The 16,791-nt window shown below is 62.1% G+C and carries 11 protein-coding genes; 6 read left to right on the top strand and 5 right to left on the bottom strand.

Features of this window, described 5'->3' with window-relative positions:
• Positions 1–124 precede the first annotated feature (124 nt).
• Both ACTHNE_RS00940 and ACTHNE_RS00945 read right to left on the bottom strand, forming a co-directional pair.
• Positions 125–1,942, bottom strand: coding sequence for a sulfotransferase (locus tag ACTHNE_RS00940; protein ID WP_440268337.1), 1,818 nt, complete (start codon positions 1,940–1,942; stop codon positions 125–127).
• A gap of 81 nt (positions 1,943–2,023) precedes the next feature.
• Complete coding sequence (locus ACTHNE_RS00945) at positions 2,024–4,984, bottom strand: TonB-dependent receptor domain-containing protein (RefSeq protein WP_324938198.1); 2,961 nt, start codon at positions 4,982–4,984, stop codon at positions 2,024–2,026.
• A 575-nt stretch (positions 4,985–5,559) separates the two neighbouring features.
• Here ACTHNE_RS00945 and ACTHNE_RS00950 point away from each other — a divergent pair.
• Positions 5,560–6,504 carry a DegV family protein gene (locus ACTHNE_RS00950; protein WP_440268338.1) on the top strand — a complete coding sequence of 315 codons (945 nt, stop codon included), beginning with the start codon at positions 5,560–5,562 and terminating at the stop codon, positions 6,502–6,504.
• A 51-nt stretch (positions 6,505–6,555) separates the two neighbouring features.
• The gene (locus ACTHNE_RS00955) at positions 6,556–7,161 is read left to right on the top strand and encodes a DUF4124 domain-containing protein (protein WP_324938190.1); all 606 of its coding nucleotides are present in this window, start codon (positions 6,556–6,558) and stop codon (positions 7,159–7,161) included.
• 109 nt (positions 7,162–7,270) lie between these two features.
• Here ACTHNE_RS00955 and ACTHNE_RS00960 read toward each other — a convergent pair whose 3' ends face one another.
• Positions 7,271–8,053 (bottom strand): SDR family oxidoreductase, encoded by a 783-nt coding sequence (locus tag ACTHNE_RS00960; protein ID WP_324938187.1) that lies wholly within the window; start codon positions 8,051–8,053, stop codon positions 7,271–7,273.
• Positions 8,054–8,165: 112 nt separating this feature from the next.
• On the opposite strand from ACTHNE_RS00960, the gene ACTHNE_RS00965 reads away from it, so the two are divergent.
• Complete coding sequence (locus tag ACTHNE_RS00965; RefSeq protein ID WP_324938184.1) at positions 8,166–8,378, top strand: hypothetical protein; 213 nt, start codon at positions 8,166–8,168, stop codon at positions 8,376–8,378.
• A gap of 81 nt (positions 8,379–8,459) precedes the next feature.
• Positions 8,460–9,284, top strand: a complete 825-nt coding sequence (locus ACTHNE_RS00970; protein WP_440268339.1) for an ABC transporter ATP-binding protein — start codon at positions 8,460–8,462, stop codon at positions 9,282–9,284.
• A gap of 42 nt (positions 9,285–9,326) precedes the next feature.
• On the opposite strand, the gene sppA is transcribed toward ACTHNE_RS00970, so the two are convergent.
• Both sppA and ACTHNE_RS00980 read right to left on the bottom strand, forming a co-directional pair.
• Positions 9,327–11,210: a signal peptide peptidase SppA gene (gene sppA, locus ACTHNE_RS00975; protein WP_440268340.1), complete on the bottom strand. Its 1,884-nt coding sequence runs from the start codon at positions 11,208–11,210 to the stop codon at positions 9,327–9,329.
• Between the two features lie 36 nt (positions 11,211–11,246).
• Entirely contained in the window at positions 11,247–12,653 is a 1,407-nt protein-coding gene (locus ACTHNE_RS00980; protein WP_440268341.1) for an MATE family efflux transporter, read from the bottom strand.
• 377 nt (positions 12,654–13,030) lie between these two features.
• Here ACTHNE_RS00980 and ACTHNE_RS00985 point away from each other — a divergent pair, with 377 nt between their 5' ends.
• Together ACTHNE_RS00985 and ACTHNE_RS00990 are read left to right on the top strand one after the other, a co-directional pair.
• Positions 13,031–14,188, top strand: a complete 1,158-nt coding sequence (locus ACTHNE_RS00985; RefSeq protein WP_440268342.1) for a DUF3667 domain-containing protein — start codon at positions 13,031–13,033, stop codon at positions 14,186–14,188.
• A 401-nt stretch (positions 14,189–14,589) separates the two neighbouring features.
• Positions 14,590–16,764 carry a primosomal protein N' gene (locus ACTHNE_RS00990; RefSeq protein ID WP_440268343.1) on the top strand — a complete coding sequence of 725 codons (2,175 nt, stop codon included), beginning with the start codon at positions 14,590–14,592 and terminating at the stop codon, positions 16,762–16,764.
• The last annotated feature ends 27 nt before the right edge of the window (positions 16,765–16,791 follow it).

Genomic DNA, 16,791 nt, shown 5'->3' on the forward strand with positions numbered 1-16,791 from the left:
GTATGGGGCAGAGCGAGGCAAGTCCATGCGTTTCAGACATCCCTATTAGTGCCAGTCCACCGATTGCTGCTCATGGACTTGGCGTGCGCATATTTGGTCGCCCAGCATCAAAGCCAGCGCCTTTCTAGACGTCAACCGAATACCCCCAATGGTCCAGCATCGGTTTCAGTATTGGAAAAACAGGCTCCAATGCATCGCGGTAACGTAGCCAGCGATTCAAACCTTTTTTGTTTACCGGCTGGATCACCTGCGAATAGCTTGGCGTTGCGATGAAACCCTTGTTGCGCGCATGCTGGTCGAACTGCATGAGCGGGGCCGCATCGTCCAGGCCGAGGAACGCAGCAATCTTGCGTGTCTGCCCTTCCGGATCGGCCACCAGGTCCTCGTAACACGAAACGAACACGTTCGGCTTGAACACTTCCACGTGATGAAGCCAGTGCTCCATGGCAGAAACGTAAGCTGTTGCCAGGCGATCCAGTGACGTACATGCTGATGCCAATACGGCTGCGCGGAAATTTTGCATGTAGTTGCTGATCATCACATCACATGGATGGCGGAGCGCCAGGATGAACTTTGCGTTCGGGAACAAACGATAGATCAACGGCAGCCAAGACATGTTCAAGGGATTCTTGTCTACCAGGCGAGCATCCCAGCGACGGGTGATCTTCGAGCGCACCAGGCTCAAATAGCCTTTGCGGAGCTCATCGCAAATGTACTGGTCGAGCTTGTGCAAATCGCCCGGCAATTCGAAACCATGATCCTCGAGCTGATCATCGAGGATATTGAAAAACGGCCGCTCGTCCATGGATTGCAACGCCGGATGTGCATCCAGCATCTGTTCCAATAGTGTGGTCCCCGAGCGAGGAAAGCCCACGATAAAAATAGGCGAATCGGCGGCAGCGGGCGCGTCCAGCACGGGCCAACGCTGATATTCCTCAAGGCTGACGCGCGATGCCGTCAAAGGCAGCACGGGGGCATCGGGCTGGAAACGCTCTGCCACCGTCGTCTTCAATTCATCCAATTTCAACGCATGGCCGTGCCTGAGCGCATCGAGAGCGCGCTTGGTATCGCCCAGCTTGTCATACATCTCCGCCAGCACGAAATAGTGCGCGAAACCGTCATTCCAACGCGGCCCTGCCTCCTCCAACAGGACGCGGGCTTCGGCGACATTGCCGGCACGCATATACAACAATGCGCGTTGACGCGTAATTTCCAGGCGCGCGCTTTCATCCGAAGGGTCACAGGCTGCGTCGATATCGTTTAGCAACGCCCTGGCCGCATCCAGGCGATTCATCCGCTCGAGCGCGGCGGCCAGCGCCAGCTTGGCCGGCATCCACGTCGGCGAGCGAGCAACGATATCCTGCAATAGTTCGCATGCAATGGCTGCTTCGCCGTCCAGCTGAAACAGGTCGGCCAACTCCATTTGCTGCGCGTCATCCAGGGGCAGCCACTCGCGCCACGGACGCAGCAGTTGTCCGACACGGTGATCGCGACAGGTCGCGCACGCGCGCGCAGCCAACATCCGGGCCATCATCGATGAGGGTTCCAGATGGCAGGCGTACAGCAGGGTTTCCCGCGCTTCGTGGTACCGCTTCAATTGCAATTGAAGCTGGCCGAAGTTGATCAATTGATCCACATTGTCCGGTTGTAGCTCCAACGCCCTGGCGTAGGCCTGCGCCGATTCGTCCAGGCGACCGAGGTCGCGCAGAATCGTGGCGTAATTACCCCAGTGCAGGCTGCTGTCGGAGTGCCTCTGCGCAAGCTCTGCATAAACGGAAAGCGCCTCGTCCAACCGTCCCTGCCGATGCAGGCTCATAGCGAGCAGCAGCGCAAAGTCATCGTTCGCAGGCGTGCCCTGCCAGGCCGCTCGGCTCCATTGCTCCGCCTCGGTCAACTGTCCTGCCTGCAACGCCATCAGGATGTCTTGGATCGAACGAGTCATGCAACACCAGTAAAGAAAAGGGCCGCGCGGAAAAATCCCGCGCGGCCCTTGAGTTGAACACACCTACATGCTTGACGTCGATCAGAAGGTCAGCGTGACGCGGGCGTAGTAATAACGGCCGATCAAGTCGAAGTCTGTCGGGTCGGTGTTGGCGTTGAGCGTGTTGTTCGCATACAGGAACGGCGGCTGCTTGTCGCTCAGGTTGTTGACGCCGACGTCCACACGAGTGTGGTACGGCTCGAAGTTATAGCCGAACGAGATATCGTGGTACACCGTGGCGCCGTACTTGAACACCTGGCCCGGAATCGGCGAACCGCCGCCGTTGTTGGCGACCGGGTGGGTATCCTGGCTCGGGCTCAGCGAACCGTTCTGGAAGCGCCCGATGTAGCGCGTACGCCACGATGCCGACCAGTTGCCCATCGTCCAGTTGACAAAGGTCTGACCGCGCCAGCGCGGGAACAGGCAGATGCCGCCACCGCTTGGGCAAGTAGCCGCCTGCGGAGAACCATACGGCGCAAGATGCCCAGCGTCGTAGAAGGTGACGTTGGCGGCCGTACCCGGTGCGGTCTGCTGGTTGTAGTACTTCAGGTAGGTGGCATCGATACCGACGACGAAATCACCGAAGCTGAAATGCGGCACTTTGTAGCGGGTCGAGAAGTCGATGCCGCCGGTGGTGGTGGTGCCCAGGTTGGCGGTCGGCTCGATGATCTGATTGATCTGGCCGGCGTTGACGCCACTGGTGAAACGCGAGATCAGCGGACAGAACTGCGTGAGGCCGTCATAGCAGCTGTTGAGCACGGTCTGCGCGCCCACTGCCGAAATCGTATCGTTGATGTAGATGTGCCAGAAGTCGGCACTGAGCGACAGGCCATCCACGTAGCTGGGCGAGTACACGAGGCCGAAATCGAACGACTTGCCTTTCTCCGGCTTGAGTGCGAGGCCCGCATACTGCGCACCAGTGGCCAAGGCTTTGATCTGCTGACCCAGCGCCACGTCGGTGTTCACGAAGCTGCCGTTCAGAGGCACGCCTACGCAGGCCGGATTGGCGGCGGTGGCGCCGTTGCAGGGGTCATTCTTGAGCAAGGGTGCGTCGCTGATCGGCGAACCGAATACGTCGGCGACGTTCGGCGCACGGAATACCGTGGCCACCGTGCCGCGCAACAGCAGGTCGGAGATCGGATGGTATTCGATCGCAAACTTGGTGTTGTTGGTGTTGCCGATGCGGCTGCTGCCAAGGCTGCTGTACGAGGAGTAACGGTCGCCGACAGTGACGTTCAGCGACTGCACACCAGGCAGATTGGCCAACACCGGTACGAACAGCTCGAAGTAACCTTCCTTCACGTTGTAGCTGCCGGACAGCGGCGAACTACACTGACTGCCGAGGATACAGTTGCCGGTGCTCGGATCGATGGTAAGCAGCGGGTCGATATGGCTGCTGACTGTTTCCCTGCGGTAGTCCATGCCTGCAGCAAGCTGCACCGTACCGGCTGGCAGGTCGAACAGACCGCCGTTGGCCTCAAGCGTGTAAACCTGCTGGGTGTTGAGCGTACGGCTGTACGCCGGCCGTGCAGCTTCCCTCAGCGTCTTGGACGAGGCAGGGTCGAACTGGTTGAAGATGTTCAGCGGAGTACAGCCATTGCTGGCCGAGGTACAGGCCAGGTCCGCATTGATCACGTTCATGTTCGGCAAGTTCAACGTGGTGAGATCCTGCGCCGAACGACCGTAGTCGATGTTCAGGTCCCAGGTCCAGTTCTGGTTGAAAAGGCCAAAATCGCCCTTCAAGCCGCCGTCCCACTGATCAGTAGTGTTCTTGGAATCGGCCTGGCGATTGCCAATCGACACGGCACGCAGGCGGAAATCGTTGTGCGTGGGATCGAATGCGACGCCGAAAATGTTGTACGGGTTGTTCTGCGGGATCACCAGGCCGTAAGCGACACCCAGCAAGGCCGGCGCCAACTGGAAGCTGGCGGTGGTCTTGTTGTGGTAACCCTCGACATAGGCGGTCAAATGATCGTTGAACTTGTAATCGCCCTTCAACCAGACGCTGGTGCGCTTCTGCGGGGTATCGATCAGGTTGACCGAGGCGTAGTTGTATTTGTCGCTGTTGCCGAAGCAGTGGTAGTCGCTGCCGCTCGCACCAGAGGCCCCGGCGTTCAATGCAACGTTGCCGCAGCTTGGGAAGCCATTCGTTCCCTGCAGTGATTTTGGTACCTGGATGTGGCCGTACTGGCCAAAGCTTGAACCGCCGACAAACGAATGCACCGGCGTGTAGCTGCCACTGGACGTCGGACCGCCGCTGATCGACACCGAATTCTTGGAGAACTTGCGTCGGCTGGCCAGGATGCCGTCCGTCTGGTTGTAGGCGACGCCGCCCATGATGTCCCAGCTGTCCGAAGTATGGCCGAAGGCTGCGCTATAGGACTTCGAAGCACCATCGCCATGGCCGGACTGGCCATATTGCGCCGAGAGCATGGCGCCGTTGTAGTTCTTCTTCAGAATGACGTTGATGACGCCGCCGATCGCATCCGAACCGTAGATGGCCGAAGCGCCGTCGGTCAGCACTTCGATGCGGTCGACCATGTCGGTCGGGATCGAGTTGATGTCGACCAGGTTGTTGCTGGCGTTGTTGACGATACGACGACCGTCGATCAGCACCAGGGTGCGCTGCGCGCCGAGGCCGCGCAGGCCGACCGTGGTACCGCCGGTACCGCCGCCGTTGTTCACCTGCGGGTTGACGTTGCCGCCGGTCACCGCAGGAAGCGACTGCACCAGGTCACCCAAGGTCAGCTTGCCGCTGGCCCGGATGGCGGTCGAATCGATGGTGACCACCGGGTTGGACGTTTCCACGTCCACGCGGCGGATGTGCGAACCGGTCACCGTGATGGTTTCCAGTTGCTTGGCCTTGCTCTGGTCCGCCTGCTGGCTCTGTGCGCTGGTGTCCTGGGCAAATGCGACGGTGGCCGTCGAACCTACCGCGATGACGGCGCCCAGAGAAAGCGCGAGGCGAACCGCAGAAGAAAGTTTGCTGGTTCCATACTTCATTTTTGTAACCCCTCTCCCCGAATAAGAACTTTGAACAAAGGAGGTGAACTTCCCCTCCTACACAAACGCAGAAAATCGAACTTCTTTGCCCTTGGATGACAAGCAGGCGGTCACGTAGAGGCTGGTGCGCCTATGCTCGTGTTCGGATTGGCTCCCCACTTGACGGATGCTGCGATCCGTACACCCTTACGCCACAATTGCTCTCTTACAAAAAAATTACGATCCTCACAGGCCTGAGGATAACAGTCTTCTAACACAAAGGACAAGATTTCCCCACGATTCCGGTCGGTCGGCCAGGTTAGACTGCGCCTTGGTTTTCCGGACGAGCCCAAGCGCGCATTATCTTGCATGCTGGGATAGGCCAACATGGCTCGTTTTTTGCTCGCAGCGTTTCTCGGGACACCGGGAATCGCCAGGGAATCATCTTGACAGCGCGCTGGAGCCCGCCTGGCGCACACCTGGCATCGAAAAACTCCCCATATGACCGTCCCTCGCAGCCTTCCCGCATCGCGGCAAGGTCGTCAGATAGGTGCGTGCTATGTTGAGCACGCCATGCACTGAAGGGGGTTGGCGACATGCGAATGGGCCTGGCTATCGATGCATCCTGCGATCTGCCACAGGACTTTCTGCAGCAACACGACATCGCGGTCATGCCCATCGCGGTAAAGGTCGACAAGTCCACCTTCAAGGACGATCGCGATCCGGCTGAAATCGAGCGTTTTTTGAAGCTCGACCTGGGTAGCCGCAGTCACTCGGCGGAAACCGAGCCCTGTTCGGTGGACGATGTGCAGAAGCTGTTTCTGGACAAGCTGGTGCTGGAGAAGGATTGCGTGTTCTGCCTCACCATCACCGCCGGGCGCAGCGCGATTTACGACAACGTGGTCAAGGCCAGCTTTGCGGTGTTGAAGAACTATCGCAAGGTGCGCGAGCCGGCGGGCATCACCGGGCCGTTCCTGATGCGCGTACTGGATACGCGTAGCCTGTTCGTGGGTTCCGCGCCATGCGTGGTCGAAGCGGTGCGACTGATCCAGGCCAACGAGACGCCGGCCGCGATACGCGAACGGCTGGCGTACGTCGCCGAGAACTCCTACGGCTACATGCTGCCACGCGACCTGTATTACCTGCGCGCGCGCGCCAAGAAGAAGGGTGACCGCAGCGTGGGGCTGCTCAGTGCGGTGCTGGGTTCCACGCTGGACATCAAGCCACTGCTGCGTGGCTACCGCGGCGAGACCACGCCTGTCGGCAAGGTGCGCGGGTGGGAGCATGGTTGCGAGACGCTGTTCAGCTATGCGGCCGACCGCGTCCGCGCCGGACTGCTGGTGCCGGTGATGTGCACGGCCTACGGCGGCGATCTGAACGAGCTGCCCAAGCTGCCCGGTTATCAGCAACTGGCCGATGCGTGCCGGGAATGCAACGTGATGCTGATGCAGGCGCCGATGAGCATCACCGGCATGGTCAATGTGGGCGAAGGCGCGGTGACGGTCGGTTTCGCTGCCGAAGAGCACCACGTCGAATTCTGATTCCTCGGTCAAGCGTAGAATCGCGGCATGACCCGCTCATGCGCAATCGTCATGTCGATGGCTTTCCTCGTTATTGCGCTGGGAATGCCGTCACCTGCGCCGATACGGGCGGAAACGCTTACCGTATATAAGTGTCGTGCAGCGAACGGGCAACTGATTTACCAGGGCACGCCTTGCGCACGCGACCAGCAGCAGCAAACCATGGAGCTGGACGATCGCGGACCGGCTGCTTCGCCGCTGCCAACACCGCCGAGCTCGCCGCCCGCGCATGTAGCTGCTACGCCGGCACCACCTCCCGCCGCGCCACGTACACCGCCCTCCACCATGTACCGATGCGCGCGCGCCACGGATCGCAGCACCTATCTGAGCAGCAACGGGAATCCTCAGCCCTATTACGCACCGATCGCGATGACCGGCATGCTCCCTACCCCGCTCGGGCACGTCGCGCCGCGTGCGTCGCCGAACGCGGCGATGGTCGCCAGCAACTACGTGCTGGTGCAGGACCAGTGCGAACCGCTTACGCCGCAAGACACCTGCGCCACCTTACGCGATCAATATGATGAGAACGAACGCAAACTGTCGCGCGCATTCAAGGCCGATCAGCCGGCCCTGCTTCAACGCGAGAAAGAGCTGTCCGCCGAATTGAGCCATTGCTGAGCAAAAGCTGCGCAATGTCATGCAAGTGATTGCCGCATAAGCATCGCGAGCGCTTATCCACAGGGTTGCCACCAGCCTTTCCCCAAGTGTTGTGGAAAAGTGCAGACGCTCAGAAGCCGTAGTTCAAAAACCCACCATCCACCGCCAGCACCTGTCCGGTGATGTAGCTTGCGGCCGGCAGGCACAGAAACGCGATGGCGGCGGCTACCTCTTCCGGTTCGCCGATGCGGCGCAGCGGTGTGCGGTCCAGCACTTCGTCAAGATAATCGGCATCGGCCAGCGCCGGTTCGGAACGCTGGGTGCGGATATACCATGGAGCCACCGCGTTGACGCGAATGCCGTCGATGGCCCATTCGGCCGCAAGGTTGCGCGTAAGCTGATGCAGCGCCGCCTTGCTCATGCCATACGGCGAACCCGTACGCACGTGAGTCACTCCGGATACTGAGCCCACGTTCACGATCGCCCCGTTGGCGTGCTGCGCCAGATGCGGATGCGCCAGCCGGCACATTTCGTAGGCGGAAAACAGGTTTTGCTCGAAAATCGCGCGATATTCGGCGTCCTCGTAGTCCAGCGTGGCCTTCGGCGCGTTGCCGCCTGCGTTGTTGACAAGGATGGAAAGCGGCGTGCCGAGGTCGGCGATCCAATCGAACACGGCCAGCCGATCCTCGGGCTCGCTGACATCGGCGGCGAACGCCAGCACTTCCACGCCAGGGTAATCGTCCGTCAATTCCACGCGGACCTGCTCCAGATAGTCGTCATCGCGCGCGACCAGCAGCAGGTCCGCGCCCAGCCCGGCGAGCTCGCGCGCGGTGGCATAACCAATGCCTTTGCTGGCGCCGGTGATCAGCGCGGTGTGTTCCTGCAGTTGCCAAGCATCGATGCGGCTGTTCATGGGCGGAGCTTAGAACCTCTGTTCGGTTTCTGCATAGGTTGCCCGGCCGGGGGCGGCTTGTTCTCGCTGCCGTGTGGCGAGACACTTGCCACTTGCTGATCGAGGTGGCGCCATGAAAACCGCAACCGTGTTGCTCTGCCTGCTGGCACTCAGTGCCTGCCACAACAAACCGCCGCAACCGCAATCCGATCCCAAGGCCGCCGCGCAGCCCAGTGCGCCATGGGACGCCATGAAACACGACGAACAACGGGCGAAGGACGTGCAGAAAGTGGTCGACAAGCAGGCTTCCGAGCAGGACAAACAGGTCGATCAGCAGACGCAATAATGCGCGTCCTCGTACGGACGTTTAGGCGTCCGTACACGTTCAACGCTTGCCATCGTTCCGCGTTGCAGGCAAGGTTCGGGCATGAGTCCCGACGCCACACATCCCCAATCCATCCCCCTGCTCGACATCCACGAAGCCAGCGTGCAGCGTGGCGAGCGCCTGATCCTTGACCGACTCAGCCTGCGCCTTGCCAGCGGCCAGCATACGGCCATTCTCGGCGCCAACGGCTCGGGCAAATCCACGCTGATCCGTCTGATTGCACGGCAGATCTATCCGCTTGCACGTGAAGACGGTCAGCCGGCGATCCGCATTTTCGGGCGTGATCGCTGGAACGTGAGCGAGTTGCGCAGCTTGATCGGCATCGTCTCGCCCGCCTTGCAAGGCGACTACACCAGCGAGGAATCGCCGCTGGAAGTATTCGATGCGGTGGTGTCCAGTTTCTTTGCGGCGCGCGGCTTGTGGGTCAACCATCAGGTGACCGAGTCCATGCGCGAGCGCGCGCTGAAAGCACTGGATCAAGTGCAAGCGTTACCGTTGATTGGCCGCGAGATGGCCAGCCTGTCCACGGGCGAGGCGCGACGCGTGTTGATTGCACGTGCGCTGGTGCATCGTCCGCGAGCATTGTTGCTGGACGAACCGTGCACCGGCCTGGACCCGGCCAGCCGTCGCCGCTTTCTGGAGAATCTGCGCCAGCTTGCGCAAAGCGGCATGACCTTGCTGCTGGTGACGCATCACGTCGAGGAAATCCTGCCGGAAATCGATCACGTGGTCGTGCTGCGCAATGGGCAATTGCTGCGGCAAGGCAGCAAGGCGAACACCCTGACCGACGAGGTGTTGAGCGCCGCATTCGACATGCCCGTAAGCGTGGAGCGGCGTGGCGATTATTTCCACGCCAGCGTGGGTTGATCCGTAGCTGCAGGCAGGCTGGGATGCCATCCCAGCCTACATCTACTGCGGCGAGCAGAAGCAATATGCGTAAACGTTGGGATGCCCCGCCTGCGCCGTGCGCAGCATTTCCAGTTCTGGCGCCATCGTCTGCAATTGCGCAAACCAGCTGGGCAATTTCAGACCATAACTCTGCAGCGACGACGCCATGGCCGATTGATTGAGACTGACCACAAAGCGCTCGAACGCACCCTTCGGCTGTTCCTGGTAGCGCACCGCGTAATGCTTGCCGAGCTTCGCCAGATCCGCCGCTTTCTGGATGGCGGCATCGAGCCCGCCAAGCTGGTCGACCAGTCCGCGTTGCTGCGCCTGGCTACCGGTCCACACACGGCCCTGCGCGATGGCGTCGATCGCGGAGTAGTCCTTGCCGCGCGCCTTCGCTACGCCGCCGACGAAATCGCGATACCCCTTGTCGATGATCGACTGGATCACCGTGCCGACCTTCGGATCGAGCGGCCGGGTGATGTTGAACGCACCGGCCAGCGGCGCGGTGCTCACGCCGTCGCTGGTGATGCCGAGTTTGCCCAGCGTGCCCGGCACGGTGAAGAACATGCCGAAGATACCGATCGAGCCGGTGATGGTGTTAGGTTCGGCGTAGATCTGGTCCGCATTCATCGAGATCCAGTAGCCGCCGCTGGCCGCTACGTCGCCCATCGATACCACCACCGGAATGCCGGCTTTGCGCGTCAGCGCCACTTCGCGGCGAATTTGCTCCGCGGCATATACTTCGCCGCCAGGTGAATTCACGCGCAACACCAGCGCCTTGGTGCGCTTGTTTTCGCGCGCGCTGCGCACCAGCGCGGCGGTCGATTCGCCGCCGATCGAGCCGGCCGACTGCTGCCCGCCGGAAATCTCGCCCTCCGCCACCACCACTGTGACGGCGGAAGCGCCGGGCTTGTCGCGATCGGGCACCACGGCCGAATAGCGGTCCAGGCTCACGCCTCGAATACCGTGGCCATCCTTGCCCGCCGGCACGCCTTGCGAACGCAACGTGTCGATCAGTTCCTCACGCGTGGCAAGGCCATCGATCAAATGTTCGTCGAGCGCCAGCTTGGCCAGATCACCCTGCATTGCCTGCAGGCGATCGGGCAAGCCATCGATGCCTGCGCGCACGGTAGCGGGATCGAGCTTGCGCAGCTTGGCGACGTCGGCGATATAGCCGTCCCAGAGCCCGCCCATCCAATAACTGTCGGCCTCCTTGGATTCCGGCGAGGCATGGTCGAGCACGAACGGTTCGGCCGCGCTCTTGAACTGGCCCACGCGGAACAGGTAGACGTTCACGCCCAGCTTGTCGAGCAGGTCCTTGTAGAACAGGCGATAGTTCGCCAGCCCCGTGATGAACAGGCTGCCTTGCGGATCGAGCAGCACACGGTCGGCGTGCGCAGCCAGGTAGTACTGGTATTGATCCAGGTCCGAGCCCCACGCGATCACCGGCTTGCCGGCGGCGCGGAAGCGATCCAGCGCCGCGCCCACTTCGGTCAGCGCCGCAAAACCGCCGGCGTGCATATGCCCCGGATCGAGCACGATGCGCGTGATGCGCGAATCGGTCGCCGCCGCGTCGATCGCATCGACCAGGTCGCGTACCTGCACTTCCTTGGCTTCGTCGCCCGAGAGCTTGGACATCAGACGCTGCAGCGGGCTGACGCTGTATTGCTCCACCAGCCGCCCTTCCGGCCGCAGCACCAGCACGCTGCTGTCCTGGATGTCGTTGACGTGCTTGGCCGCGCCCACCGCCAGCAGCATCAGCACGAACAGTCCGAGGAACGTGAAGAACAGCACGTTGAGGATGATCAGCCGCACGATGTTGAGGCCGCGCCCGAAGACACGCAGGAAGGCCCAGAATCCGTTCGGTTGCCGCGGGCGGCCGATGGGCGGAGGTGTGCTCATAAATGCTTCGAAATCCTTGGCCGCATGCCATGCAGCTTACGAAGAGATGGTCGCATCCGCGACGCTTGGCGCAACAGGGCCAAACGTCCCGACTCGATGCCGGCGAGCGCTGCGCCAGAAGCGCACGAACAGCAGCACGGCCGCCATGCTGAGGCCGGCGATCAGGCCCATCCAGATGCCGCGCGCACCCAGGCCGGCATGGAACGCCAGCCACCAGCCTACCGGCATGCCGATCATCCAATAGGCGAACAGGGTGATCGCCATCGGCACGCGCGTGTCCTTGAGGCCGCGCAGCGCGCCGTTGGACGCCACCTGGATGCCGTCGGAAAACTGGAACAAGCCCGCCAGCGCCAGCAGCTGCGCCGCCAGCGCAATCACTGTCTGGTCATGCGTATAGAGCGACGCGATCAGGTGTGGAAAGCCCAGCATCAGGCAGGCCGACGTCGCCTGCGTCACCAGCGTCAGCCCGATGCCGCAGAATCCGGCATAGCGGATGCCGGAGGCATCGCCGCGCCCGACCGCATTGCCCACGCGCACGGTGATCGCCATCGCCAACCCCAGCGGCACCATGAAGAACAGCGCCGCCACATTCAATGCAACCTGGTGGCTGGCCACCATGTGCTCGCCCATGGTGCCGATCAACAGCGCCGCCGCCACGAACAGGCCGCCTTCGGCCAGCAGCGTGATCGCCATCGGCAAGCCGATGTGCACCAGCGCGCCGATGCGTTTGAGGTTCGGCCATTCGAAATGGGTGAAGACGCCCAGCCCCTTATAGTTGCGATGGAAATACACGTAGGTGCCGAACGACAACATCTCGATCCACAACACGGTGGCGGTGGCGATACCGCAACCGCGCGCGCCCATCGGCGGCAACCCCAGCTTGCCGAACATGAAGACGTAGCCAAGCGGCAGCAACAGCGCCAGGCCGCCGAAACTGAAGTACATCGACGGACGCGTCAGCGACAAGCCTTCGGACAAGCCACGCAACGCGAAATAACAGGTCAACGCCGGCGTACCCCAGCTGATCGCACGCAGGAATTCGCCTACGTCGCTGTACAGGCTGGGCGAGACGCCGATCAGCCTGATCAGCGGTTCGGCGTGCCTTATGAACAGCCACAGCAGCACGCCCATGGCCAGCGCCAGCCAGATCGCCTGGTGGAACACCTGCCCCGCTTCGTGCCGGCGACCGGCACCGTCCAGCTGCGAGACCGACGGCGGCACCGACATCATCATGCCGATGCCACTGACGATCGCCAGCGACCAGATGTTGGTACCTATTGCCACCGCCCCCAGTACATGCGCGCCGACGTGACCGGATAGCACCGCATCGATCACATTGCTGCCGATCGCGGCGAGCTGGGTGAGGATCAACGGCAGGGCCAGCCGCACAGTGGCGACGATCTCCCGCGCGACCCGGGCTCGGTCGATATGGATGGGTTTCATGGATGGGTACTCCAGGGCCGATCATTCTACCCCGTTCCTTGTTTCCCGCTCTCCTGCCAAGATTTAAGGCAACACTGACCAAGTATCGCCGTCGTCATGATGCCTGGAAGGCTCGCAGGGTGTGTTGCGTGGCGCCGGGAAGACTGGCCGTCTTGCCAAGCCGCGCGGCGCAGCCTGCGGGCCTTCCAGGCATCACCCCATCATTTACATGCAATACGTGGGGCCAGCCCTGTCTGTCCGCATGCCTTCGGTCCGCCGTCTCGACAGACCACCAGTCTGCCTTCGCCGACGGCCCTATGGCCTGCGAACAGACAGGGCTGGTGACGACGGCGATACTTGATCAGTGTTGCCTTAACGCTACACCAGGGGATACGCGCATGAAGGAACTGACCATCCACAAAGGCGCGCTCTGCGCCAATTGCCAGACGCCGCTGGAAGGCGAGTATTGCCATCACTGCGGCCAGTCGGTGCACAGCGTGCTGCGCCCGGTGCACGGCCTGTTCGAAGAATTCTTCGAAACCTTCCTGCACGTGGACGGACGTATCCTGCATACGCTGCCGGCGCTGTTCCTCAAGCCCGGCTTTCTTACGCTGGAATATTTCAGCGGCCGGCGGGTGCGGTATATCGCCCCGTTCCGCTTGATGTTCGTGCTGTGCCTACTGTCGTTTTTCGCATTGCACCTGGCCACGGACGTGATTGCGCATCGTGTGCAGCAGCGTCACCAGCATGCCGTGCTGGTCGATCAGGGCGAGGATTTCTCGCAAGCGCAGACCGCGAAGCAAGTTCAGCATCAGCTCGATCGCAAGCTGGCGGCGCTCGAAGCCACTCGCACCATCGGCAATACCGCCATCGCCAGCCAGGTGGACCAGGCCGAACAGAAGCTGCGCGAACAGGCGAACGCGCGCCTGATCGAGCTCGGCGCGCCACCCAGCACGTCGACCGCGAGCAAGCCCGATGACGACGCCACCGAACAGTTGGATACGCCCATCAAGCCGGTCCACATCCGCTGGCTACCGGATTTCGCCAATCAGCGCCTGACCGATGCGCTGGACCATATGAAGAAGAACGGCAAGGCGCTTGCCCATCACGGCACGCCCGCACAGCGCCAGGAAGCCTGGGATCACCTGGCCGCCGGTATCTACGGCGCACTGCCCGGCACCATGCTAGTGCTGGTGCCGGTGTTCGCCCTGCTGCTGAAACTGTTCTACCTGTTCAAGCGCAGGCTCTACATGGAGCACTTGATCGTCTCGCTGCACAGCCATGCGTTCCTGTTCCTGAGCCTGTTGCTGATCGTCATCACCGGCCTGCTTTCCACCTGGCTCAAGTCGTACGCGGTCTGGGCCGGTTCCATCGTGGGCTGGCTGCAGGCCCCGCTCATCCTGTGGATACCGGCCTACCTGCTGATCATGCAGAAGCGGATCTACCGTCAAGGCTGGGTGATGACGGTGGTGAAATACGCCTTCGTGGGCTGGTGCTACTTCTGGCTGCTGCTGCTGTTCCTGGCGGTCGACTTGATCCTTGGCCTAGCCCACTGATTGTTACTTCCGGAAGGCCAAAAGCCTGGTTTTGCACAGCGTCAAGGTATTGACATACAAACCTGTCAAGCCCGTGAAGGCCCCTAGGACGACCTCGAAGCGCTCTTTCAACACATTGAAACCCTTAGGGATTTTTAGCTGGTCAAAAGTTGAACAGCCTGTCACAAGACCCGCTCTGATGCGCGAAACGGGCTCCTCTCAACGGCACATCCACAGACTTATCCACAACTCTTGTGGATAAGGGGAAAACCCAGGCTTTGTGAGCCACTTAGCGGTTTTTCCTAGATGACAGGGCAGCAATCGCCGGCAAGCATCCAGCGTGGCTTCCCTGTCGGATTTTCGTGAGTGCGTACCCGCCGAGCGCGATACACTCCCGCCCACGCCGGACTCCCTCGGACGTCATGTCTCTCGTTCTTCGCATCGCCCTGCCGGTTCCGCTAGCTACCCTGTTCGACTACCTGCCGCCCGCGTCGGGAACGGCGGTGGCGGGCAGCCGGGTGCTCGTACCCTTTGGCCGCAGCAAGGTCGTGGGTGTCGTGGTGGAAACCGACGTGCCCGCGCAGGTAGGCAACACCCGGCTGAAACGCGTGCTGCGCATGCTGGATGACGAGCCGTTGCTCGATGCCGAACTGATGCAGACGCTGGCGTGGGCCGCCGACTACTGGCTCGGCGCACCCGGCGAAGCCTACGCCAACGCGCTTCCCTTGCTGCTGCGCGAAGACAAGGCGCTGCCGGAAACCCGGGAACCGAGTTGGCAGTTGACGATAGCCGGACGCAGCGCACTGGATGCCGGTAGCCGGCGCGGCGGCAGTCGTGCTTTGTTGCAGACCCTGCTTGCCGGCCCGTTGTCCGCGACGGAGCTGGATGCAACCCTGCCCGACTGGCGCGCTGCCGCACGTCGGCTCGCCGAAGCGGGCCTGATCGAACGCGCCGAACCCGCGCCTTCGGCAACATTCTTTCCCGCCGCGCCTGCGCATGCATTGCATGCGGAGCAGGATGCCGCGGTGGCCGCGGTCACCGAAGCCTTCGGCTGCTTCCAGCCGTTTCTGCTCGATGGCATCACCGGCAGCGGCAAGACCGAGGTGTATCTGTCGCTGATCGAACGCACGCTTGCGCAAGGCAGACAGGCGCTGCTGCTGGTGCCGGAGATCGGCTTGGCGCCTCAGACCGTGCGCCGGCTGCGCGACCGGCTGGGCGTGCCGGTGGAAGTGTTGCACTCCAACCTTGCCGAAGGCGAACGCGCGCGCGCGTGGCTACGCATGCGTTCGGGCGAAGCGCGCGTCGTACTGGGCACACGCTCGGCGGTGTTCACGCCGCTGCCGCATGCGGGTTTGATCATCGTCGACGAAGAACACGACAGCGCGTACAAGCAGCAGGAAGGCTTTCGCTATCACGCGCGTGATCTGGCGCTGGTGCGCGGACGCGCCTTGCAAGTGCCGGTGCTGCTCGGTTCGGCCACGCCGTCCCTGGAAAGCCTGGCGAACGTCGAAGCCGGCCGTTATCGCGCGCTGCATCTGCGTTCGCGTCCTGCCGCCACGCAGTCGCCGCAGGTGCAGATCGTCGACATGCGCGCTCAGCGCCTGGAGCACGGCCTTTCGCCCGCGTTGCTGCATGTGGTCGGCGAAACCGTAGCGCGCGGCGAGCAGGTACTGGTGTTCCGCAATCGTCGCGGCTATGCGCCGGTGCTGCTCTGCCATAACTGCGGCTGGCATGCTGAATGCCCGCGCTGCGAACACCCGCTTACCTTGCATGCCGCATGGCGCAAGCTAGCGTGTCACCACTGTGATCTGCAGGCGCCGGTGCCATCCGCTTGCCCCGCTTGCGGCAGCCAGGAGCTGAAACCACAAGGCCAAGGTACCGAGCGCCTGGAAGAGACGCTCACCGCACATTTTCCGCAGACGCCAGTGCTGCGCATCGATCGCGAAACCACGCGCCGCCGCGATGCGTTCGAGCAATTGCTGGACAACCTGGCGCAGGATGCTCCGGCCATCCTGGTCGGCACGCAGATGCTGGCGAAGGGTCACGATCTGCCTAATCTCACTCTCGTAGCCATCGTCGGCGTGGACGAAGGCCTGCTCAGCGTGGATTTTCGTTCAAGCGAACGTCTCGCCCAGCTGGTGGTGCAAGTGGCCGGACGCGCAGGACGCGCGCGTAAGCCCGGGCGCGTGCTGTTGCAGACGCATCATCCCGATCATCCGCTGCTGCGCACCTTGCTCTCGCAAGGTTATGCCTCCGCGGTGAAAGAACTGCTTGCCGAACGCAAGCAGACCGGATTGCCGCCTTATGGACACCAGGTGCTTCTGCGTTGTGAAGCGCATCAGCGTGCGGCAGTCGATGCGTTTCTTGCCGAAGCGTGCGCGGCCTTGCCCGATACGAGCAAGTTACAGATCGCCGGTCCCATGCCTGCACCGATGCCGCTGCGCGCCGGACGCCAGCGCGGGCAATTGCTGATCGAAGCGACCAACCGGCGCGATCTGCATGCCGCAGTGCGGCCGTGGTCGATGCAGCTTGCGCAGTTGCCGAGTGCGCGCAAGGTGCGCTGGTCCTTGGATGTGGATCCGATCGATCTGTATTGATCGCGCGCGCAACGCATAAACGAAAAC

Source organism: Dyella sp. (genome assembly GCF_051954575.1).
GTDB lineage: Bacteria > Pseudomonadota > Gammaproteobacteria > Xanthomonadales > Rhodanobacteraceae > Dyella_B.

Coding starts and splice junctions, on each gene's coding strand:
- sppA (WP_440268340.1), bottom strand. CDS start 11,210: ATGAGCACACCTCCGCCCATCGGCCGCCCGCGGCAACCGAACGGATTC.
- ACTHNE_RS00945 (WP_324938198.1), bottom strand. CDS start 4,984: ATGAAGTATGGAACCAGCAAACTTTCTTCTGCGGTTCGCCTCGCGCTT.
- ACTHNE_RS00950 (WP_440268338.1), top strand. CDS start 5,560: ATGCGAATGGGCCTGGCTATCGATGCATCCTGCGATCTGCCACAGGAC.
- ACTHNE_RS00940 (WP_440268337.1), bottom strand. CDS start 1,942: ATGACTCGTTCGATCCAAGACATCCTGATGGCGTTGCAGGCAGGACAG.
- ACTHNE_RS00955 (WP_324938190.1), top strand. CDS start 6,556: ATGTCGATGGCTTTCCTCGTTATTGCGCTGGGAATGCCGTCACCTGCG.
- ACTHNE_RS00970 (WP_440268339.1), top strand. CDS start 8,460: ATGAGTCCCGACGCCACACATCCCCAATCCATCCCCCTGCTCGACATC.
- ACTHNE_RS00965 (WP_324938184.1), top strand. CDS start 8,166: ATGAAAACCGCAACCGTGTTGCTCTGCCTGCTGGCACTCAGTGCCTGC.
- ACTHNE_RS00980 (WP_440268341.1), bottom strand. CDS start 12,653: ATGAAACCCATCCATATCGACCGAGCCCGGGTCGCGCGGGAGATCGTC.
- ACTHNE_RS00960 (WP_324938187.1), bottom strand. CDS start 8,053: ATGAACAGCCGCATCGATGCTTGGCAACTGCAGGAACACACCGCGCTG.
- ACTHNE_RS00990 (WP_440268343.1), top strand. CDS start 14,590: ATGTCTCTCGTTCTTCGCATCGCCCTGCCGGTTCCGCTAGCTACCCTG.
- ACTHNE_RS00985 (WP_440268342.1), top strand. CDS start 13,031: ATGAAGGAACTGACCATCCACAAAGGCGCGCTCTGCGCCAATTGCCAG.